At 68.4% G+C, this 22421-nt stretch carries 13 protein-coding genes; 7 read left to right on the top strand and 6 right to left on the bottom strand.

What is annotated here, in order from left to right:
• Positions 1–2 precede the first annotated feature (2 nt).
• From IF11_RS0100980 to IF11_RS0100990, 3 genes are read right to left on the bottom strand one after another with little or no spacing between them, the layout of a single operon-like run.
• Positions 3–383 (bottom strand): DUF742 domain-containing protein, encoded by a 381-nt coding sequence (locus IF11_RS0100980; RefSeq protein WP_030349420.1) that lies wholly within the window; start codon positions 381–383, stop codon positions 3–5.
• Positions 380–799, bottom strand: coding sequence for a roadblock/LC7 domain-containing protein (locus tag IF11_RS0100985; RefSeq protein WP_051745269.1), 420 nt, complete (start codon positions 797–799; stop codon positions 380–382). Before IF11_RS0100985 ends, IF11_RS0100980 begins: the two co-directional genes overlap by 4 nt.
• Positions 796–2190: an ATP-binding protein gene (locus IF11_RS0100990; protein ID WP_030349422.1), complete on the bottom strand. Its 1395-nt coding sequence runs from the start codon at positions 2188–2190 to the stop codon at positions 796–798. The genes IF11_RS0100985 and IF11_RS0100990 overlap by 4 nt, the downstream gene beginning before the upstream one ends.
• A gap of 942 nt (positions 2191–3132) precedes the next feature.
• Here IF11_RS0100990 and IF11_RS0100995 point away from each other — a divergent pair.
• Positions 3133–4560, top strand: a complete 1428-nt coding sequence (locus IF11_RS0100995; protein ID WP_030349423.1) for an FG-GAP and VCBS repeat-containing protein — start codon at positions 3133–3135, stop codon at positions 4558–4560.
• Between the two features lie 192 nt (positions 4561–4752).
• Here IF11_RS0100995 and IF11_RS0101000 read toward each other — a convergent pair whose 3' ends face one another.
• Positions 4753–5706 carry a hypothetical protein gene (locus IF11_RS0101000; protein WP_030349424.1) on the bottom strand — a complete coding sequence of 318 codons (954 nt, stop codon included), beginning with the start codon at positions 5704–5706 and terminating at the stop codon, positions 4753–4755.
• Positions 5707–5835: 129 nt separating this feature from the next.
• On the bottom strand, positions 5836–14475 hold the full coding sequence (locus IF11_RS0101005; RefSeq protein ID WP_078490284.1) for a golvesin C-terminal-like domain-containing protein: 8640 nt from the start codon (positions 14473–14475) through the stop codon (positions 5836–5838).
• Between the two features lie 263 nt (positions 14476–14738).
• Here IF11_RS0101005 and IF11_RS36225 point away from each other — a divergent pair, with 263 nt between their 5' ends.
• On the top strand, positions 14739–15248 hold the full coding sequence (locus tag IF11_RS36225) for an MmpS family transport accessory protein (protein ID WP_030349426.1): 510 nt from the start codon (positions 14739–14741) through the stop codon (positions 15246–15248).
• A 157-nt stretch (positions 15249–15405) separates the two neighbouring features.
• Here the strand turns inward: IF11_RS36225 and IF11_RS0101015 are convergent, their stop codons facing one another.
• Positions 15406–16323, bottom strand: a complete 918-nt coding sequence (locus IF11_RS0101015; protein ID WP_030349427.1) for a helix-turn-helix transcriptional regulator — start codon at positions 16321–16323, stop codon at positions 15406–15408.
• Between the two features lie 173 nt (positions 16324–16496).
• On the opposite strand from IF11_RS0101015, the gene IF11_RS0101020 reads away from it, so the two are divergent.
• The 5 genes from IF11_RS0101020 (at position 16497) to IF11_RS0101040 (ending at position 22267) form a co-directional block, all read left to right on the top strand.
• Positions 16497–17924 carry an MFS transporter gene (locus IF11_RS0101020; RefSeq protein WP_106979069.1) on the top strand — a complete coding sequence of 476 codons (1428 nt, stop codon included), beginning with the start codon at positions 16497–16499 and terminating at the stop codon, positions 17922–17924.
• A gap of 74 nt (positions 17925–17998) precedes the next feature.
• A complete protein-coding gene (locus tag IF11_RS0101025) occupies positions 17999–18847 on the top strand; it encodes an aldo/keto reductase (protein WP_030349429.1) in 849 nt (282 codons plus the stop codon).
• Between the two features lie 171 nt (positions 18848–19018).
• Positions 19019–19813 (top strand): flavodoxin, encoded by a 795-nt coding sequence (locus IF11_RS0101030; RefSeq protein ID WP_240627666.1) that lies wholly within the window; start codon positions 19019–19021, stop codon positions 19811–19813.
• 372 nt (positions 19814–20185) lie between these two features.
• Complete coding sequence (locus tag IF11_RS0101035; RefSeq protein WP_030349431.1) at positions 20186–21160, top strand: aldo/keto reductase; 975 nt, start codon at positions 20186–20188, stop codon at positions 21158–21160.
• A 72-nt stretch (positions 21161–21232) separates the two neighbouring features.
• Entirely contained in the window at positions 21233–22267 is a 1035-nt protein-coding gene (locus IF11_RS0101040) for a zinc-dependent alcohol dehydrogenase family protein (RefSeq protein ID WP_030349432.1), read from the top strand.
• Positions 22268–22421: the final 154 nt, after the last annotated feature.

Raw genomic sequence — 22421 nt, forward strand, 5'->3', positions numbered from 1 at the left:
GGCTAGGCGACACGGAGGGATTGGAGTCCACTCAGAACCTCTTCCATGAGTTGCCTCGACGGCCGTCCGGCGCGCGAGGGGGCGAGAGCATCCGGGACCGGCACGCTGGCATTTAACAAGCCGTCACTGACGAGTTGCTCGGCGAGCACCAGGCCGACACTGACGGGCAGAGCGAGATAGCCGGCTATCTCGACCGCGGTGAGGGAACCACCGGTCACCAGCTCGACGACACGACGGTGCACCGATGTGTGGTACGAGGCGAGCGGAATGCCACTGGCGCGCAGAGCCGTCAGCGTATCGAGGGTGCTGGGCAGCGCGGCACCGCTGGTTCCGGTCGCCAGATAGGGCGGGAGCAGGCGCCGCTGATGCTTGTCGCGACTCATGACGCGCCGTCATTGGCGCGCGCGGAGACGGACATGAACTGCTCCCCGAGCTTCTTTGCCTGCCGGGCCATCTTGTTGATGACGACACCCATGTGCATCGACTCGTCGCCTGCGGCTGCGATCAGGGTGTTGGCACCGGCCGGCATGACCATGTAGGTGCCCGCGGGCATCGTCACGGCGACGGTCTCTATCGGGGTGTCTGCCGCGGCCCTCAGTGCTGTGTTGGCGGCGGCGCGAGAGGCGGAGTGCAGGGCCGAGGTCATCGCGGCTATACCGTCCGCCTCGTCGACCGTCAGGCCCTCGGACCTGGCCTGGACCATCCCGTCGAGAGTCATGATCAGGGCATGGTGGACACCCGGGATCTCGGTGATGGGCGCCAGGTACCAGGTCTCGTTCTTGCCGTCGGGAATGGTCACTGTGTTTCCTCCAAATCAATACCATTGCGGCCACTTTTGAGGCCATCGTGGAAATCGCTCCAGGTGGCGAGAGACCGCTCCGGGTCAGGGGCACGGGGCGTGGGAGCGGCGAGTTCACCGGTGGATATCGCGGTTCCACGGCGGCGACGCTGTGGCAGACCTTCCGCGGTGCCCGGTGCGCCCGTACGCGAGTGCGCGTCGTCCGGCGCGGTGTCGGCGACCGGGGTCGGCCGCCTGTCCGCCCTCGGTGCTGTGGCGGGCAGGGGAGCCATCACAGAAGGCGGCTCGGCTTCCTCGTCGATCGAGGTCAGAAGGTTCGGGGGAATGGTCACCACAGCGCGCACCCCGCCATAGGGAGACGGATTGTCGATGGAGACGTCGAAGCCGTGATCGGCGACGAGGCGACCGATGGCGACAAAACCCTGAGAGGGAGGGTCGCCGAGCTCGGTGAGCATGACCTCCTGCTTCTCGGCCGATACCAGCCGTACACCCCGGGCGAGTGCTTCGCTGGTCATGCCCTTGCCCGCGTCATCGATCGTGATACAGACGCTGCCGTTCCCGGTCCGGATCAGGCTGACATCCACAGCGAGGTCATCACGGGAGTGTTCCAACGCGTTGGCCATGAGCTCCGTACAGGCCACGGCGACGGGCTCGGCAGCACGCCCGACAAGCCCGATATTGGTGGCAAGCCGCGAGTTGATCTTGATCCGGTCGAAGCCACGCAGCCGGGAAGAGGCACCCGAAACGATCTCGGCCACGTAGGTGTCCTTGCGAACGTGCCCCGGCCACGCCCCGCAGACGATGGCGGTCCGCTGGATGAGGCGCAGATTCTGCTCGTTGAGATGGTCTGCGGTCAGCACCCTGTGCGTCACGCTTCGCGACCCGCTGAACTCCTGTTGCAGGGCTTCAAGTTCCGACTGCAACCGGTACGACAACGCCTGCGAGTCCTGGCTCGCGCCGCGCAGCGCCGCCCGGGCGGCCGCGTCTACACGTCCACGCTCCTTCAGGACAATCCCCGAAACCCGGGTGAGCACGGAGTCGAGAAGTTCCGCGTCCTTGGACGGTGCCGCTTCCTCGTGAAGCAGCCCAGGGACGGGGTGGTGAGAGCTGATCAGACTGAGCGCGAGGGCCGGCAGCCGAACGGAGGCGAGATGACTCACCTCATCACGGAACTGCGCCGCACGGGCCTCTACATCCTTCGTGCGGGATTCGGCTCCGCGCCTGAGCGCCTCGGCGGATTGCGCGAGGTCCTCGGCGTTCTTCAGCGCTGCGTCCAATGCTCTGCACCGTCGCACTTGTTTGTGACGCGAGAGCGCCAGCAGCAGTGCGACGACACCTATGACGACCGTCACAGCGCCGAGCGCAAAAGCGGGATCTGAAAGAGAGGTCACGGAAAAAGGGTCCTAGGGGTTCGAGGGAGGAAATAGGCGAATCTCCCGGTACTGTCCGCGGTTCGCCGCCCGAACGGTGGTGCGCGCCGCCGGCGGCACCTGGGACTTGGCGGACCAAGTGTGGAGCCATCGGCACCGCGGAGTCAGGGAGACGGAGAGACCGAGCCGCGAGATACTGTACAGACAGGAGTGATGCGCCAGTGTGCCTGCCGATCCGACGGCCCGGTGCGAGACCCCGTGCGAATGAAGTCGTCGATCCGGCACACATCGAGCGGCCCTTCAGCGCGTCACAACTGCCGTCGTCTGACACAACTGCTGCGCCGGGCATGCCTTCGGTGACGGTTGATCAGGTTCATCAGGACTCCATTGCGGACAGAGGGCGAAGCAGCTGCTCTCCGCCATCAGGTGTTGCCGTATCTCGGTGATGCGTCTCGCCAAAGTGTGCCCACCTTAATGGAGTTGACCTGCACCCGCAGCGTCGACGGGCCGCGACGATTCCACGGGGAGAATGAGTCATCTGCCCGTTTGCATATACTGATCACCATTTTCGCCAACCTTCGAGGGCGCGGGCATCGATGGCAATACACATCGCTCAGGTCCACCGGTGTCTACCCGCAGCCGCTGGTTCGCGGCGCGGATTGTGCAGTGTTATGCGGAGTTCTCCGGCGAGTTATCGCCCAGATATGCCAGTACGCCCGGTACGCAGAACCTGACATGGTTCGCGGTAGCGCGTCGAAGGCCGTGGAGGGGCCGTTGTGTTCACGTTCGCGTACGGGAACTTCCGACGGCCGATCGCCCGCAGGGCGTCATGGCGTTCTGGATCCAGCCGCGGGCAATCACCCGCGAATTCAGGCCGGAGACGGTGAGCGTGCGTGGGCGCCGCCGTACGGTCCGCCTGGCCGCCCGCACAACCATTCGGGGGCGGCCCCGGTCCAACTCCGCATGAGGAAACGACTCGTCACCACCCTGGCCCTGACCGCGGCAACCGGCTGCGGGGCTCCCGGGGTCGTACCCGACTCCACCGTCTCACCGGGCGTGACGCAGACCGCCACGGCCACGAAGCGGCCCGCGGCCGACCCCGACACCGCCGGGGCCCACGCCGACTTCGACGGCGACGGGAAAGAGGATCTCGTCATCACCGACAGCTCGGCCACGGTCAACGGTAAGTACGCCGCCGGCTACGCGGCCGTGGTGTACGGCTCGACGGCCGGACCCGACACCCGGCGCCACCAGGTGATCACCCAGGACAGCCTCGGCCTCGGCAAGGCGGGCACCGGCGGCCGCTTCGGCAGCGGTGCCATCTCGGCCGACCTCGACGGCGACGGCCGCAGCGACCTCATCACGCAGGCCGGCAGCAATACGGTCTTCGTGGTCTGGGGCGGAAAGAAGAAGCTCTCCGGAGCGGCCAGGCTGAGCGGCGCCACGCCGGTCGCCGGCGACTTCGACGGCGACGGCCACGCCGACCTCGTCACGAGCGGAGACACGGACTCCGAGGCGACGGTACGGTTCGGCCCGTTCACCCGGGCGGGCAAGCCCGCTCGTACGAAGACGCTCGACCTCACGCCCGACAAGTCGTCGTACACCCCCCGGCCCACCGGCGTCGGCGACGTGAACGGCGACGGCAAGGACGATCTGGTGGTCACCTGGACGCAGGTGTTCGCGGACGGGATGCCGATACCCCGCGCCACCGTCGTGTACCGCGGAGCGGCCAACGGCGTACTGACGAAGGGCCCGCGCCTCAAGGACGCGAGCGGCAAGGACATGTACGGCTCGGTCACCCTCACGTCCGACGTGAACAAGGACGGCTTCGCCGATGTGATCGTCAGCCTCACCTGCGAGCGTCTCGGCGACGCGGACGTCGTGCCCAAGGGCGGCACCCGGCTGATGGTCGCGTACGGCGGAACGAACGGACAGAGCACCGGTCTGAAGCCCACGACGGTCAACGAGAAGACACCGGGGCTGCCCGGCAAGCCGGTCTCCTCCATCTGCAACTTCGGGTACGCGCCGACGACCGGTGATGTGAACGGCGACGGTTACGCCGACGTCGCGTTCAGCGCCCCGGTCAAGGTGGCCAACGGCCACAAGACGGTGACCCTGGTACTGCGCGGCGGTCCGAAGGGCCTGACCGGCAAGAACGCGAAGAGCATGTCCTGCCCCCCGGTATGTCCCAAGCCGGCGATCCAGGACCTGAACGGCGATGGCGCGGCCGAACTGGCGGTCGGCACGTTGTACGCGGTCAGGGCCGCCGACACGGTGCGGGTCCTGCGCGGCGGCCCGTCCGGCATCAGCACCTCCAGGCCGACGCTCATCAGGCCCGCGGATCTGGGACTGAAGCCGGAGCTGGGGATCATCACCGACTTCGGCCACTGAAACAGCCGGCCGCCGCTACCGGGCACGGGCTACGGGGGCTACCGGCCGGTTTCCCAGCGTGAGCCTGAGCCGGTCATCCGTGAGGAGGCGCGGAGGGGCTGGACGGAGGGCTCCCGCCTCGGCGACGTACGAGGCTATGACCACGCCCCTCTGCCCGCGGGTGATGTCCACTCACTCCCTGCGGACCCGAGGTCAGAACAGTGAGTTGTCGCCCTTGAGCCGGCGGCGCAGGAAGGTGGCGAAGGTCTGGTCTTCCAAGTGGGTGAGCGCGGTGCCGTCCGGCTCGATGTAGGCGACGCGCCAGTCCTGGGGGTCGCTCTTCATAGTGAGCCAGCCGAAGGCCTTGCCCTCCAGTTCTCCCCATTGCAGGAACAGCCGGTCCTCGGTCAGCCAGACGGCGTGCGCGACGGGGAAGACCCGTACGCCCGCGACGACCCCGCCGGGGAACTCCCGCATGATCGCCAGGTAGTCCTCCGGGAGTGGGGTGGGCGACTCGTGCACGGCCCGGTCCAGAAGCTCTCCGGCGTACTGCCGGACGATTGGCACACCCAGACTCCGCACCCTGGTGACCATTTCCTCCACCGCCCCGATGTCCCGGTTCGCCAGCACCGTGGCCGTGGCCCGCATGTCGTCCGCGACACTCCAGAACGAGCCCGACTCGTATTCCTCGTACGTCTCGAACGCGGGAGCCCCCTCGGGGCGTCCCACGAGAGCCCGCGCGACGAACTCCGACGCCGAAAAAGGAAGGTCCAGCCACAGCTGGAAATCCTCGTCCGTGAGGACGGTCGTCCAGTTCGCGGTGTCGGTGTCGGTGGTGTCCCACAGCAGCACGCCGTCGCGGGCGGTGCGGCCCCACGGCACCATGCCGCCGGGCAGCGGGAACAACGACCATGGAAGCTCGTGCTCACGGGCGAGCAGGGAATCCCGTATGTCCGCGACGCGCAGCGCGACGTCCGCCGTGAAGTCCCCCAGGTGGCGCACGGGGACGTCGGAGCGGTTGAGGAAGACGGAACCCGCGATCACCCCCTGGGGCAGGCCTTTCACCAGCAGCTCGAAGTCCTCGGGCACGACCTGCCCGTACGCCTCGCCCTCCTCCCGCGCCGGGGCGACGAGACCGAGCAGCCGGACGACATCGAGATGATTCATGTATTCCTCTCTTAACGGCATCGGCGGCGGGGCGGGCGGCCAACGTCCGCCCGCCCCACTGCCTCACCACTGCCGGATCAGTCCCCCAGGGGACTCCGACTCCAGTGACTCAAGTGTCTCAGGAGCCCATCAGTCGTGGACCCCGGAGGCTATCAACCGCGAGTACGAGCCCGACGCGCTCGATACGTACATGTGCACGCCGATCGGGTTCACATAGCCGGGGACGTAGACCGGAATGGACTGGTAGTAGACCTTCTCTCCCAGCTTGAGGCGCCTTTCGACCTCGTACTCGACTGTGCGCATGCCTTCCTTCTGGTTCTGGTACATGGTCGTCGGGACGATGTTCCTCCGGAGGTGGCTGCCGCCGAATTCACGGGCGATGAGGTGAGCCCGGTTCCACTCGTCGGCCTCGTCCTGGAGGTCCCAGCCTCGCGGGTTCTGCGGGCCCGTGTTGTCGGGGTCCGCCGGCTCGGCAGGGTTCAGGCAGGCGAACCCGCCGGTGGCTCGGTTCTGCCCGTCCACCGGGGTGTTCCACACGAGGCTCGGTCCGGAGGAGTTCTGGCACTTCCTGCTCTCCTCCCCGGCGCCGTCGATCGCCTTGCGCTGGGGAGAGGTGTCCTCACCCTCGCTCTTCAGGCCCGAGAAGATCCGGACCAGCAGGGAGACCGCTGCTCCAGTGTGGAAGCCCGTCGGGCCGCTTGAGCCGCCGCCCGACGGCGAGCCGGGAGCCGGTCCCGGCGCCGGCGACGGCGTGGCCGCGGTGCTCGACCCGCTGGACGAGCTGGACGAGGCCACGTCCTCCGCGGTCGGCATCAGCTGGCTCAGCGCCGATGCCATGTCCTGGAGGTGCCCCTGACCCTGCGGCGTCGCCGCGAACAGGGCCGTGGCCAGAGCCGCCCCCGCCCACCAGATGGCCGGGGCGAAGGCGAGGTGGCCGTCCAACTCGACGAAGCTGGTGGGGTTGCCGCCGGCGAACGCGTAACGGTTGCCGGTGAACGGGTCCGCTCCCAGGTTCATATCGGCGAGGGCGCCGTTGTACATGTCCCGGGTGGTGAACCGGTTGAGTCCCGGGCTGTAGTCCCGGAAGCCCATGTCGTACGTGCCCGACTGGGCGTCCCAGCGCTTCGCGTTGAAGCGGTAAGGGTTGTACTCCTGCTTCGTCGGGTCCGCGGCGTCCGGCTTGTCGATGCCCGTGAACTCCGACGTGTCGTCGGAGCCGTAGGCGGTGTAGCCGTACGTCGCCTTGGTGTCGCCGTTCCGGTCGGTCAGCGTCTCGACATCACTGTGCGAGTTGTAGCCGTAGAAGCCGTCCTCGCCGGTGCCGTCGGTGTTGTGCTTGACCTGGGACAGTCGCTCGCCCCATGGGCTGTACTGGTACGACTTGGTGAGCTGGCCGCCGACCTCCTCGCTCAGTACCTCGCCGGACAGGCCAAGGTAGTTGAAGTCGGTCGTCTTGCCGTCGGTGGTCTTCGAGGCGGTGCGGTCGAGCGGGTCGAAGGCGTACGTGGTCGACTTCATCGCGCCGGTGTCGTCCATCTTCTGGGACTCCACGACGTGGTCGAAGCCGTCGTACACACTCCTCTCGATGACCTGGCCGCCCGAGGTGATCGACTCCTGCCGGCCGAACGGGTCGTAGTTGTATGTGGCCGTCGTACCGCCGGTGGTGCCCCGGAGGAGCCGGTTGCGGTCGTACTCGTAGGCGGTCGTGACGTTCTTGACCGTCTGCGAGATGACGTTGGCGTTGTCGTCGTGGACGTACTTCTCGGTGCCCGCGCCGTTGCCGGACTTGACCGACTCGGTGAGCCGGCCCGCGGGGTCGTAGCTGTAGTTCGTGGTGGAGTCGAGGTACGCCGTGTGGTTGTCGGCGTTCATCTTCTTCGCGACGTCCTGCGCCTTGTTCCCGTTCAGGTCGTAGGCGTAGGTGTGCGAGGAGACGAGCGTTCCGGAGCCCTTCTTCTCCGTGGTCGACCTCAGGTCACCGCCGACCAGGTACGTGTGGTCGACGGTGTTGCCGTTGGCCTTGGTCTCCTTGAGCCGCTGCCCGCGGTCGTTGAACGTGAACGACGTGACCTTCGGCGACGCGTCCGTGGCGGACTTGCCGATCGAGATCGACTTGACCAGCTCGCGCAGGTCGTAGGTGTACTTGGAGAACTGGTCGGGGTGCGTGACCGTGTCGGCCTGACCGTTGGCGTCGTAGGTGTACGACGTGACCTTCTTCTCCTGGCCCGTCAGGGCCTCGGTCACCTTCTGGACCTTGTTCAGGCCGGTGTAGGCGATCGTGTAGGCATCGATCTCCGCACCGGACGAGGTGTCGTCGATCGACGTCAGGTTGCCGTTGGCGTCGTAGGCGTAGGTGAAGGTGTGCTTCTCGGTGTCCGTGTCGCCGGACGTGTCGCGCACCAGCTTGACCGCGTCGGCGACCACGACGCCCGAGCTGCTCTGGTCCAGCTTGAGCTTGGCGTCGTTGCCCTGCTTCAGGCTGTAGGAGCCCAGCGTCACCCAGGTGCCGGTGCCTGCCGTCTGGTCCTTGGTGACTGACGGGTGGGTCGTCGCCCCCTGCGACAGTGTGTGCTTCGCCGCCGTCGCCGCGCCCGTGACCTTCGGGTACTTCACATACGCGGTGTACGTGCCGTCCTTCGGGATATTGAGCGTCCAGGTGAAGGCGTCCGTGCCCGTACCGGCCGCGTGGGTGCGGTGGTTGTAGCCCTGCTGACCGGCGATGTCACCGGTCGCCCAGGTGCCTGTGGCCGAGGTGTGCTGGATGTCGGAGTTGTCGACGAGCACGACCGACTTGCCCACCGGCACGCCGTCGTCCGACTTGGATTTCAGCTTGCCGTCCGGGTAGTACGCCTGCGTCATGGTGCGGTCCGAGGAACCGCCGGCCGACGTGAGCGTGCGGGCCTTCTGGTAGCCGATCTCGGTGTAGTCGTACGTCGTGGTGATGTCCCACGGGTCGGTGGACTTCTTCGTCCAGCCGTTGTCGAAGTACTCGAAGACGGTGTCGTTGCGGACCGTCTGGCCCTCCGACGGCGGCAGCGACTGCCGCGCCACCCGGCCCACCGCGTCGTACACCGTCTGGGTGTAGACGTTCGGGTCGTTGTTCTGGGCGTCGTTCGGGTCGTACGGCTGGAACTGCTTGACCGGGCGGTTCAGCGCGTCGTACTCGGTGCGCGAGGTGAAGTCGTCCGCCGTGGCCGTCCCCGTGCCCTTCGGCGTGATCACCTTGGTGGTGTTGCCGGCCTGGTCGTACTCGTACTTCGTGGTGCGGAACGTGGTCCCGTCGTATGGGACCTTGACCTCGGTCTGACTGCCCCGCTCGTCGTAGGTGTAGGTCGTGGTGCTGTTCGCGGGGTCCGTGGACGTGAGGACGAGGCCGTCCTTGTCGTAGGTCCGCGAACTGACCTTGCCCGCCGCGTCCGTGGAGGACTTGACCCGGTGGTTCAGGTCGTAGGCCATCGTGGACGTGTAGTCGGTGGTGTCCGGGGTCGCGTTCTTCTTCGGGTCGACGACCTTGACGGCGTTGCCGACGTTGTCGAACTCGTAGGAGATCTTGTCACCGGCCGCGTTGACTGCCGAGGTGAGCTGGTAGATCTCGTCGTAGTGGTTGGTGGTGACGTAGTCGGTGGCGTCCGAGGTCGTCAGCGAACCCTTCGGCTCGGTGACGGTCTTGAGGTTGCCGGCCTTGTCGTAGGTGTAGGACGTCCGCCGCTCGGAAGACGTGGACGTGTCCTTGGGGGCCGTGGCCGAGACGAGCTGGTCCGCGGCGTCGTACACCGCGGTCGAGACCGCCCCGTTCGGCGCCGTCGACGTCGTGACGTTGTCGTTGGCGTCGTAGACCGGTGCGGGGGTGGTGATGAACGCGGCCGCGTCCTGGTCCTTCGGGACCGTGTTCTCCTTCGGACGTCCGAAGGTGTCGTAGGTCTGCGTGGTCTTCTTGCCGAGCGCGTCGGTGACGTCGGTGACCTGACCGCGGGCGTCGTAGACGAACGACGTCGTCCTGCCCAGGGCGTCGGTGATCTTCGCAGGGTAGCCCGTGGCACCGAACTCGCTGGTGGTCGACGGGTTGCCGTTGGCGTCGGTCGCCTTGGTCAGCTGGCCGTAGGAGTTGTACTCGTACGAGGTGGTGTAGTCACCGGCCGTGGGCGTGGCGACGCCCTTCGGGTCGGTGACCGTCTTGATGTTGCCGAACGAGTCGTACCCGAACTGCCACTTCCGGCCCTCCGGGGAGGACTTGGCCACGAGGTCGGCCGAGAAGCCGTCCACACGGGTCAGGTACGTGTACTGGGCCGAGTTGGCCGGGTACGTGCCCGGGGCGCAGTCGCCCGGGGGCGGGACGCCGGACTTGTTGCTCTCCGCGTCGCGCTTCCAGAGCGGGTAGCCCGTCTTCTGGTCGTAGCAGTACGCGGTCTTGGCGCCGTTGGCCTCCTCAAGGTACGTGACGTTGTTGTCCGCGTCCCACGACAGCTTTGTCGTCTGGGACTTGGCGTTCGTCGTCTGGACCGGGCGGCCGAAGTCGTCCGACACGTAGTCGGTGGCGTGCGACTGCGCGTCGGTCACCTTGGTGTCGATGAACTTGGCGTTCCCGGCGTTGACCGCGTAGCCGAAGGTGGTGACGCCCTGCAGACGCTCGGTGATCGTCTTGGTCCACCAGTGGTACTTCGGATCGTCACCGGCCTGCGGCGCGTAGTACGTCATCGCCGTCGCGTTGCCGCGCGGGTCCGTGGCCTTGACCAGCTTGACGTTCTTGTTGCCCTGGGTGGCGTCGTACTCGAAGGCGAAGACCTTCGGCTGGGTGGAGCCGGCTCCGTCGGTGATCTTGGTGAGCAGACCCTTGTCGGAGTACTCGAAGGTGAACGTACGACCCGAGATCTCGGTCATCGACTTGATGTGGTCGATGATCTTCGGGTTGGAGCTGTCGGCCTTGGAGTAGTACTCGATCGTCAGTGACTGGCGGCCCGCCGGGTCGGTGATGTACTTGAGGAACTTGGTCGGCTTGTTGTTGGACTTGCGTTCCTCGTACGTGTACGTCTGCGCGTTGCCGTTCTTCTCGACCAGCGACGTCATGTAGCCGTCGCAGCCGAACAGGAACCGGGTGCCGTCGGGACGGGTCATCGTCCACGCGTCGGGGACCGGGTCCTTCAGCGGGGTGCAGTCCAGACCCGGCTTCGCCGCCAGCTTGTAGTGGACGCCGGCCGGGGCCTTCCACGAGCCGTCGGGCTGCTCGCGGAAGACGTGGGTCGTGCCGTCGCCGTCCGGGAGCCTGATCTCGGTCGGGTGCGGCTTGGGGTGGAACTCCAGGGGTGCGCCGAGCCGGATCGGTCCCGACGCCTGGAAGGACCAGCCGTGACCGGAGACCGTATCGGAGGTGTCCAGGCTGTTGTAGGCGAACCGGGCGAAGGCGGTGACACCGCGGCCGGGGTTGGTGAACGCGTTGTACTGCCAGACACTGTTGCCGGACGCCAGGTTGTTCATGACGGTCGAGCCGGCGCCGGTGTTCTTGCCCGTGTAGGAGTAGAACTTCTCCATACCGAGCTGGTTGGAGGTGGGGTCCTCCACTGCCACGTTCTGCTTCAGACCGGGGATGCCCGCGGTGCCCGAGGCCCACGTACCGGCCGTCTTGTTGTAGACGTCCCAGGTCAGGACGTAGTCGGTGCGCTTGTTGCCGTTGTCCGAGTTGATCGGCGTCTTCACCCGCGCCTGAAGGCTGGCCGAGTCGCCCGGGGCGACGCTGGACGGCAGCGCGGTCTGGATCTGGTTGCCGCCGTTGGTGACGTCGGTGCCGTCCGGCAGGGCCCACTTGTAGGTGAGGACCTGGTCGGCGGCGTTCCACGTCGACGCGGTGGTGTTGGTGAGGGTGAAGTCGACGGTGTAGTCGGTGTTCGGGGTCATCCGCGCCGGGGTCTGCGGCGCGTAGTACGTCGACTCCGTGGTCGAGTCGATGTAGGTGACCACGATCCTGGGGTGGAGCCGCGGTTCGGTGCCCTCGGAGGACAGGAACAGGGTCCGCTCCTGCGAGGCGGCCTCGTCCGCCATCTTGATGACCACACCCCGCTGGGAGGCCGGGGTGGTCACCCAGGACTGGGCGAGCGAGGTGACGTTCCAGTCGTGCCGGGCCGGGTCGTTCGTCTTCGCCCCGGTGTCGGCGGTCACGGCGCCGAAGTCACCGCCCGCGGTGGTCCAGTTGGTGCTCGCGTTGGCCTTGACCCAGGTCGCGGTGGACTCGTCGAAGTCACGCGTCAGCGGCCGCAGCTCGTAGATCGCGCCCGTGGTGTCCTGGGCGGTCTGCGTGCCCCAGAGCCGTACGTTCGCGTCCAGCACCCGCGCCGTGGCGGGGATGCCGAGGGCCGGGAACTTCAGCAGGGCGCGGGTGTCGCCGTAGGTCGCGGAGTTGTTGCCGACGCTCAGCCAGTTCTTCGGGCCGCCGTCGTCGATCGTGTCGTGCGTGAGCGTGGTGCGGGCCGAGGACAGGGTGGTGTCCTGCGACGCGGCGAACACCTTGGTCGTGCGGCCCGCCTTCGGCAGCCGCACCAGCTGCGTCGGAGCGGCGACGACCTGCCCGTCCTTCGTCTTGACCGCGACCATGTAGTAGTACGCGCGGCCGAACGGATCCGGGTCGTCGGCCTTCGTCGGCACCCCCGTGGTGTCCGTGAACGTCCTCACCGTGGACGCGACGGGCGAGACGAGCGTGGCGGCGGAAGGAGTGAAGGTCTGGTTGATGGAGCGGTGGACCTGGTACTCGACGATGTCGTCGCCGGTGTTGACCGGATCCTTGTCCTGGTACGCGGACCAACTCAGCTCCGCGCCCGTGTCGTGGATCGTGGTCGGGGCGTCGAGGTCCACGCCCTGACGGCCGAAGGTCAGCACCAGGCGCGGGTAGTTGGCCGTCTCGCCGCCGTACCCGAACTCGCTGCCCTCGTAGCGCGGACCGCCCTTGGGGCCGGACGCGCTCTCGTCGCCGGCCTTGACGACGAAACCGTTGTTGGCGTAAGTGCCGTCGATCCAGGACTGGACGGTCTTGGTCACCGGGAAGGTGTGCCAGGTGTTGAGTTCGCCCGGCTGCTTGGTGACCACACCACCCTTGGTGAAGCGGACGGCGTCGGCGAGGACGGCGGTGGAGGTGGAGGCCGGTCCGTCACCGAGGACGACCTTGCCCAGCGTGCCCGCCTTGAACGGGTGGGTGCCGAGGGTCTTCCACACTCCGGCGGTGCCGGCCTGCTGGTTGACGGTGTACGCCTTGGTGCCGCCGTTGTAGGTGACGGTGTACGGGGCGTTGGTGGCGCGGTCGGCGGCCGGCACGTAGTGCGTCTCGACCTGGTAGTCGCCGTCCTCGGGCAGGCTCGGCTGCCACGTGTAGGTGTCACCCGCGACGGAGTCCTTGTTGTACAGGTAGTCCTGGTTCACCGCGTACTGCGTGTACGCCGTGTTCCCCGACGCGGGCCAGGCGCCGACCGCCGCCGTCCGCCCGGCATCCCCGTCGTCCACCACGACCGACGTACCCGACAGCTCGCCGGTGAGGGCGTTGGCGCTGTTCCACGTCGCCTGCTCCTCGGTCCAGGCCTGCGTGGCGCGGTGCGCCTCCAGCTGCACCTCGGTGTCGCCGGTGGTGTGCGTCTGGTCGTAGTACAGCTTCAGATCGGCCGAGTCCAGCTTGGTACCGGCCGGGACTCCGGTCAGTGGGAACCGCAGCAGCGCACGCGAAGTACCCGTAGTGGTGTTGCCGACCGACAGCCGCCAGTTGTCGTTGTAATTCGACGCCGGACCGTCCGAGGAGATCATCACGTCCTGGGCCGTGGTCGGCGTCGGCACGATGGCGATCGTCGGATCGATCGTGACCGGGTACTGGCGCTCCGGCGCGGCCAGCCACTTCGCGTCCGGCGTGACGGCAAGCTTCCAGCCCTTGCCCGCCCGGGTGAGCCGCTGCTCGACCGCGGAGCTGTAGCCGGTGCCGTAGGGCGACCGGGCGTCCTTCTTCGCGTCCGTCATGAACGCGGCCGGGATCACCAGGACGGGATCCGCGCCCTCGCCGTAGAAGCGGACCGAACCGTCCTTGCCCGCCTTCGGTGTCAGACCACCGGCGTCGAGGGTGAAGGTGAACGTGATGGGGCCGGACGGCTCCCGGTCCAGGACGATGTTCTCCTTGACCCGGCCCGGACCCACCTCGTACGAGAGATCCGCGCCGGACACCGCGTCCTTGTACGTCACGGTATTGCCCTTGGCCACCGGCGCGAGCTTGCCCGCACCCTCCAGGCCCAGGGTCACCGCGTGCCCGTCCGCCGCCTCGAAACGCAGCAGGCGCTCGGCATCCGAGCCGAACCAACTACTGGCCGCGTTGGCGGTGTTGGTGAAGGCGAAGCCCTTGCGGTCGGTGGCCGTGACCGTCGGGTCGATGTCCTTCCAGGACTTACCGTCCCGGTAGGCCGTCGGTACCGCCGACACCTCGGTCTGCACCCGGCCGTCGGACAGCCGCCAGTACCGGGCGTTGGCCGTACGCTTGCCCGTCAGTTCCGCGACACGCTTCGCCTTCGGAGCGGCCTTGCCCTTCGGCAGCTTCTCCCGGCTCGGCAGCACCGGAGTTCCACCGGTAGCCGGCTCCTTGGGCCCGGCCTCTTCCTCACCGTCCGAGAACCAGCCTTTGAAGGTATCGACGATTCCCTTGTCGCCACTGTCCGAAACCTGTGCGGCATAAGCAACGTGTGGCAACATGGTGCTCGCCAACGCGGACACCGCGAGGCAGGAGATGAATCTCCCGTATCTCACTTTCAAGCCCATCCCTTTCGTCGGCCCCCATCCCGCACGCGGGAAAGAGGGCACGCTGACGCGGCCGGTCGGAACCACTTCCGTTCCCACTCGGCACTGCGGGCGGGATTATTGGCCACAGGAATGACGGTCCGTCAACTGCCCCGACATTTCGGGCTGATTGCATGCGACAACCGGGGGGCTACGCCCCATTCGTCCACTCACTCGCCCGGACGCGATGTCATGGTGTATAAACCGCCCGGTTCCGAACTCAGCGCATTCACCGGAGGACCCCCATGACCGCCACGGGTACGCCCGAGAACGCCGAAAGTCCCGACGAAAGTCCAGAGCCGGGTCCTTCGGCGCCCGACGTGCGCTCCAAGGGGCTTGACCGGCGAGGTCTCGCCATCGGCCTCGTGCTGCTGCTCGCCTGCGGCTCTCTCGTCGGCTATGGCGTCCTCAACTCGGAGGAGAAGGAGGGGAAGAACGAGTCCCGCTCCGCACCCACCGCCGAGGTGACGTACGAAGTACTAGGCGAGGGCACCGCCGACATCTCCTACCTCGGGACCGGCGGAAGCGATAAGGCGGACGTCGTCAAGAGCGCCCAATTGCCCTGGAAGAAGACGGTGAACGTGCCGGCGGGCGAGCCCCCGATCGTCAACGTCACCCTCGGCGAGAAGGGCGGCCAAGCCAGCTGCACTCTCGCCATCCGAGGCAATCACGTCCAACGCTCCACAGCCTCGGGCCAGTTCGGCCGCGCCACCTGCAGTGCTGAATTGCCCGAAGCCCTTGAAGGAGCCCAGTAATACCGCGTCTGTTCCGTTGTGCGGCGCGAAACTACCGGGCCCCCGGCCACCGCCACGTCGGCTCACCCGCTGAGGGCAAGGTCACGCCGGGCGGCGACTGATGTCACCGCCCGGCGAAGCGTCCCGCCGGAACGCCGAGTGCCGAGGCTGGCGTGGGTCAGGGCTGCGTGCGTTGTTGCTGTTCGGCCTTGGCGTCCGGGTGACTGACGGGCTGGGGGGCGGTCAGGTCGAGCAGCAGCATGGCGTCGTGGTCGGGGGTGCCGGGTTCGGCGGTGTAGACGCCGAGGCGTTGGCCCGGGGTGCCGTCGAGGTGCATGCTCTGGGCGCTGAGGGTGAGGATTCCGACCTGGGGGTGGTGGAAGGTCTTCTGGATCCTCTTGCGCCCGATGACGTCGTAGCGCTCCCACAGTTTGGCGAAGTCGGGGCTTTTGAGCAGGAGTTCGCCCACCAGGCTGGTGAGGTCAGGGGCGTCCGGGTCGATGCCGGCCTGGGTGCGGAGCCGGGCGACGCAGCCGCGGACCTGGGCGTCCCAGTCGGGGAAGAGGGTGTGCGCGGTGGGGTGGAGGAAGAGGTAGCGGGCGAGGTTGCGCTGTGTGGCGGGCCAGTCGGCGAGGCCCGCGTACAGGGCGAGGCCGCCGGGGTTCCAGGCGAGCAGGTCCATGCTGCGGCTGATGATGTAGGCGGGGTTCGGCCGCATCGTCTCCAGGACCAGCTTCAAGTGCGGGCGGACGGTGCGGCTGGGCGGCGGCGGAGGTTCGGGGGCGTAGCGGGCGGCCCGGGCGGCGAGTTCGCGCAGGTGCTGGTGCTCGTCGTCGTCGAGGTGCATGGCGCGGGCGAGGGCGTCGAGCACGGAAGGGCTGGGGCGGGTCTCCTTGCCGCGCTCCAGGCGGACGTAGTAGTCGATGCTGATGCCCGCGAGCGTGGCCAGTTCCTCGCGGCGCAGGCCGGGGGTGCGGCGCAGGCCGGACCCTACGGTGAGGCCGACCTGGGTGGGGCTGGTCTGGGTGCGGCGCGCGCGCAGGAACCGGCCCAGCTCCGGGTCGCCGCCCCTGCTGGTGCTCTGCTCGGATGCCATACCGACAAGTGTCACACCGCGCTGACCTGCGTGGCAGGTGTGTGAGGAGCCCTGTCACTACCCCTGAACACCGCTCCCCGGCACAGCCCGGCCTGCCACCCGGGCTGGAATGGCGCGAGGCTCGATCTCCGTCAGCATCCGGCCTGCCCAGCTCAGGAGATCGGCCCTTGTCCATGTCCGCCTCCATGTCCGCCCCTGCTTCACCGCTCCAGGTCGGCGCGGCCGGTCTGCCGCCGCAGAGCAGGGCCGGTGGGCGTATGGCGCTGGCCGCAGTACTGCTCGGTTTCTTCACGATCATGGTCGACGCGATGATCGTGAACGTGGCCCTGCCCTCGATCGGGCGCGGCTTCGGCAGCGGGATGACCGGCCTGCAGTGGGTGGTCGACGGCTACACCCTCACCTTCGCCGCGTTCCTGCTGTCCGCCGGCGCGATCAGCGACCGCGTCGGGGCGCGCCAGGCGTTCGCCGGCGGCCTGGCCCTGTTCGTCGCGGCGTCCGCCGCGTGCGGGCCGGCGCCGGACCTGGGCGTTCTGGTGGCGGCGCGGCTGGTGCAGGGCGTCGGTGCCGCGATGGTCGTCCCGTCTTCCCTGGCCCTGCTACGGGAAACCTTTCCCGACCCGGCGGCGCGAGCGAAGGCCATCGGCCTATGGGGTGTGAGCGGCTCCGTCGGCTCGGCCGCCGGCCCCGTGGCGGGCGGGCTGCTCACCACGGTCGACTGGCGGATGATCTTCTTCGTCAATCTACCCGTCGGCGCGGTGGCCCTGGCGCTCCTCAAGCGCGCACAGCCCTCCCCGCGCCGGGCGGTGCCCTTCGACTGGACCGGTCAGGTGGCCGCCGTCGCCGCCCTGGGCGGTCTGACGTACGCCGCCATCGAGGCCGGCGCCGACGGGTTCGGCGCCGCGCGGGTCCTGATCGCCCTCGCCGTGGCGGTCGTGGCCGCCGTCGTCTACCTGGTCGCGCAGGCCCGTGGCCGGTATCCGATGACGCCGCTGCCGCTGCTGCGCTCCCGTACGATGTCACTTTCCGTAGCCATCGGGTTCGCCCTGAACATCGGCTTCTACGGGATGATCTTCCTGCTGGGGCTGTATTTCCAGCAGGTGCACGGCCTCAGCGCCCTCGCCACCGGCGTCGCCTTCCTGCCGATGACCGTGCTCACCTCCTTCATGGGCCCCGTCGCCGCCCGCCTGACCACGCGGTTCGGTGCGCGGATACCGGTGATCGCCGGCCAGTGCCTGATGGTCCTGGGCCTGCTGGCGATGGTGACCGTCTCCGCCGGCGCGCCGGTGTGGCTGTCGGTGGTGCTGATGGTGCCCGTCGGCGCCGGTGGCGCGATGGCGGTGACCGCGCTGACGGCGCTGCTGCTGGAGAACGTGCCGGCGGAGCGGGCCGGCGTCGCCGGCGGGGTGCTGAACGCCGCCCGTCAGCTCGGCGGCGCCCTGGCCGTCGCCGCGTTCGGTGCGCTGGTCGCCGACCGGGCCGGGTTCGTCTCCGGGCTGCACACCAGCCTGCTGATCGCCGCGGCGGCCGTGGCGGCGAGCGTCGTGGCCACCGCGCTGCTCACCCCCGCCCGGCGCCGGCCCGCGCCCGCTCGAACGCCGTGATGACCAGTCACCGGCCCTCACCCCTGTCCCGCCCGCCTGTCCCACCCGCCTGTCCCGCACGGAAGGAACGTCCCATGCAGACCGTCACCCTCAACAACGGCGTCGAGATGCCGATCCTCGGCTTCGGCGTCTACCAGATCCCGCCGGAGCAGACCGAGCAGGCCGTCACCGACGCCCTCGCCGCCGGCTACCGGTCGATCGACACCGCCTCCGCCTACCGGAACGAGGAAGCCGTCGGCCGGGCGATCAAGAACAGCGGCCTCCCGCGCGAGGAACTCTTCATCACCACCAAGCTGTGGGTTCAGGACCCCGGTGAGGCCAATACCAAGCGCGCCTTCGAAACCTCGACACGCAAGCTCGGCCTGGACCACCTCGACCTCTACCTGATCCACCAGCCCTACGGCGACGTGTACAGCGAATGGCGCGCCATGCAGGACCTCCACCGTGAGGGCCGCATCAACGCGATCGGGGTCTCCAACTTCCACGCCGACCGGCTCGTCGACCTCATCGACAACAACGAGGTCGCGCCCGCCGTCAACCAGATCGAGACCCACCCGTTCTTCCAGCGCACCACCGACCAGGAGCTGATGCGCAAGCGCGGCGTCCGGATCGAGTCGTGGGGGCCGTTCGCCGAGGGCAGGAACAACCTCTTCACCCACCCGGTGCTGAGCGACATCGCCCGCAAGCACGGCAAGTCCGTGGCGCAGGTCGTCCTCCGCTGGCTCGTCCAGCGGGACGTCGTCGTCATCCCCAAGTCGGTCCGCGCCGACCGGATGAAGGAGAACATCGACATCTTCGACTTCGAGCTCACCGACGACCAGATGGCGTCCATCGCCACCCTGGACACCGGCACGTCGCTGTTCTTCGACCACCGTGATCCGGCCATGGTCAGCCGGCTCGGCACGGTCCGTCTGCCCGAGTGACCCGCCAGGCATGTCCGGCGGCGGCAGCACCGCACCGGCAACCCGTGCACGGGTGCCTCCGCCCGTACGGACGGGAGCGCCGCCGCCGTATCCGAGGCACCCGCGCGGCGGGCGGGAACTCCTCCTCACTGCCCTCACGACAGCTCCCCCCTCACGGACCAGGGCCTCACCATGTCCCAGAAGCAGCACATCACCGACGTACGCATGGCCGGCGCGACCGGCGGCGTCCACGCCGTGCACCGAGCCGGATGGACGGCTGGTGAACGCGGCGCCGAGAGAGGCAGACCCGCCGCGCCGGGGCGGCGCACGCTCCTTCGTGGCGTATTCCTGGGAGGAGCCGCCGTCGTGACCGGTGTCCAGATCACGGGCTGTTCCACGTCGCCGCCCAGCGGGGCCGCGCCGGAGTCCACTGAGCGACCTGCCGCGACGGCCTCGCCGGGGAAGAGGGTGCTGCTGGCCTACTTCTCCCGACCGGGAGAGAATTACTACTACGGCGGGCGTACGAATCTGGAGACCGGAAACACCGAGGTCCTCGCCCGAATGATCAGCGAGCGCATCGAGTGTGACGTGCACCGTGTCGAAGCCGTCGACCCCTACCCCGACGACTACGAGGAGACGGTCGCGCGCAATGCCCGCGAACAGGACTCCGACGCGCGGCCGGCCATCGCCAACCTCCCGTCCTCGATCGGCCGTTATGACACGGTGCTGCTGGGCAGCCCCATCTGGAACGTCGCAGTACCCATGATCATGTCGACCTTCACCGAGAGGTTCGACTTCCGCGGCAAGACCGTCTTTCCGTTCACGACGTATGCCATGAGCGGACTGGGCACCACCGAGCGCGACTACGCGGCGTCCTGCCCGGGCGCGACCATCGGGGAAGGGCTCGCGGTGCGCGGCGAGGAAGTCGAGGACGCCGGTGCCGCGGCCGGGGCGTGGCTGCGGCGTATCGGCCTTCTGCGGGAGTGATGCGTCTGCTGGCCGGTCTGAGCCGAACCCCGGGTGGCGGGGACGCACACCGCCGCTTTGGGGGCCCTGTCGTTACCCCCGAAGAGCCCGGCCTGCCACTGGGACGAGAACTCCGCGAAGGTGGTGTTGTGGCGCGGCTCAGGCAGCCGACCGAGGACCGGTCGGCGCTGGCATTCCGCGAAATCGTCCCGATCCCTGGCATATCGTCCCGATCCCGGGCATCGAGACGGTCGCCAGCCTTGAGCAGAACGCGGGCGCCGACGCCATCGACATGAGTGCCGCGGCTCGCCGAGCTCGGCGGCTCCGTATCCCCGCGAGGGGGGAGGAGAGCCGAGCCGTTGCCGGGCACCACACGAGGAAAGGACGGACATCATGCGGACCACCACACTCGGTACGAACGGCCCCGAGGTCGGCGTCGTCGGCCTGGGCTGCATGGGCATGAGCTTCGCGTACGACATGGCCGCACCCCGCGACGACGAGACCTCCGTCTCCGTCATCCGGCAGGCCATCGACCTGGGCATGACCCTGATCGACACCGCCGATGTCTACGGGCCCTACACCAACGAAGAACTGGTCGGCCGGGCCCTGTCCGGCGGCTACCGCGAGCGGGCGGTACTGGCCACCAAGGTCGGCGTCGTACCCCGTACGTCCGAGGAGGCCGCGGCCTCGCCCCGCGCCGTACCGGACGGCCGTCCCGAGCACGTGCGCGAGTCCATCGACGCGAGCCTGCACCGTCTGGGCACCGACCACGTCGACCTGTACCAACTGCATCGCGTCGACCCGAACGTGCCGATCGAGGAGACCTGGGGCGCTCTGGCGGAGGCCGTACAGGCGGGCAAGGCCCGCTACCTCGGTCTTTCCGAGGCCACGGTGGGGGACATCGAGCGCGCCCGGGCGATCCACCCGGTGGCCTCGGTGCAGTCGGAGCTGTCGTTGTGGACCCGCGAGTGGATGAGTGAGGTGCTGCCGTACTGCCAAGAGCACGGCATCGCCTTCCTGCCGTTCTCCCCGCTCGGCAAGGGCTTCCTGACCGGCCGATTCGCCTCCTTCGACGATCTGCCCGCGGACGACTACCGCCGCGGTCTGCCCCGCTTCCAGCAGGACGCGCTGCGCGCCAATCTCGCCCTCGCGGGCAAGGTCCGAGAGATCGCCGACCGCACCGGAGCGACCCCGGCTGAGGTCGCCCTGGCCTGGGTGATCGCCCAGGGCGAGCACGTCGTCCCCATCCCCGGCACCAAGACCCCCACGTATCTGGTGGACAACGCCGGCGCGGCGGACGTCGAGCTGAGCGCGGCGGACCTCGCCGAACTCGATGCCCTGCCGGCCCCGACCGGTGGCCGCTACTGACCTACCCCACGCCGCCGGAACACACGCAACACACAACACACGGAACAGAGAAAAGAGAACAGGAACAAGGTCATGCGAGCAACACTCATTTACGGCGCCGGGGACGTGCGCGTCGAGAACGTACCGGACCCGGAGATCAAGCTCCCCACGGACGCGGTGGTGCGCGTGCTGCGCTCCTGCGTGTGCGGCAGCGACCTGTGGCCGTACGGCTCCAAGCCGCACGCCGAGCACGGTGAACGGATCGGCCATGAGTTCCTCGGCGTCGTCGAGGACACCGGCTCCGAGGTGTCGAACCTCCAGCGTGGCGACGTCGTCGTGGCCCCGTTCGTATGGGCCGACAACACCTGCGACTTCTGCCGGGAAGGGCTCCAGACCTCCTGCCGGCACGGCGGACTCTGGGCGGCCGAGGGCAACGACGGCGGACAGGGCGAGGCCGTCCGCGTCCCACAGGCCGACGGCACCCTGGTGAAGCTGGGCGTCGGCGAGGACTCCGCCCTGCTGCCGTCCCTGCTCACCCTGTCGGACGTCTTCCCCACCGGCTACCACTGCGCCGTCAAGGGCGGGGTGAACGCCCGCACCACGGTCACGGTGATCGGCGACGGCGCGGTCGGCCTCTCGGCCGTGCTGTCCGCCAAGCGGCTCGGCGCCGAACGCGTCATCCTCATGGGCCGGCACAAGGACCGCACCGACCTCGGCCGCGATTTCGGTGCCACCGACATAGTCGCCGAGCGCGGCGAGGAAGGCATTGAGCGCATCCGCGAACTGACCGGCGGCGACGGCACCCACGTCGTCCTGGAGTGTGTCGGCCTGGCACAGGCCATGGACACCGCGCTGAGCGTGGTCCGCGACGGCGGCACCGTCTCCCGTGTCGGCGCCCCGCAGTATGAGCAGGTCAACCTGGGCTTCCCGTCGTTCATGGGCAATGTGACCCTCACCGGCGGCGTCGCCCCGGCCCGTGCCTACATCGAGGACCTCCTCCCGGACATCCTCGACGGCACGATCGAGCCCGGCCGGGTCTTCGACCGCACTGTCGGCCTGGACGAAGTCCCCGCCGGCTACCAGGCCATGGCCGACCGGACCGCACTGAAGGTCCTCATCAAGCCCTGACCCCCGGCCTCGGCCGTTTCCCCACCACCTTGACCACACCACTACGCCGCGTACACCGTCGGCGCGATCACCAGCGAAGAGGCCGCCTCCACTGAATCGCGCTCATGACGGGCCTCGCGCCGCGGCCGGGTCCCTGCCAAGACCGAGACCCAGC

This window comes from Streptomyces scopuliridis RB72 (assembly GCF_000718095.1).
In the GTDB taxonomy this organism is placed as follows: domain Bacteria; phylum Actinomycetota; class Actinomycetes; order Streptomycetales; family Streptomycetaceae; genus Streptomyces; species Streptomyces scopuliridis.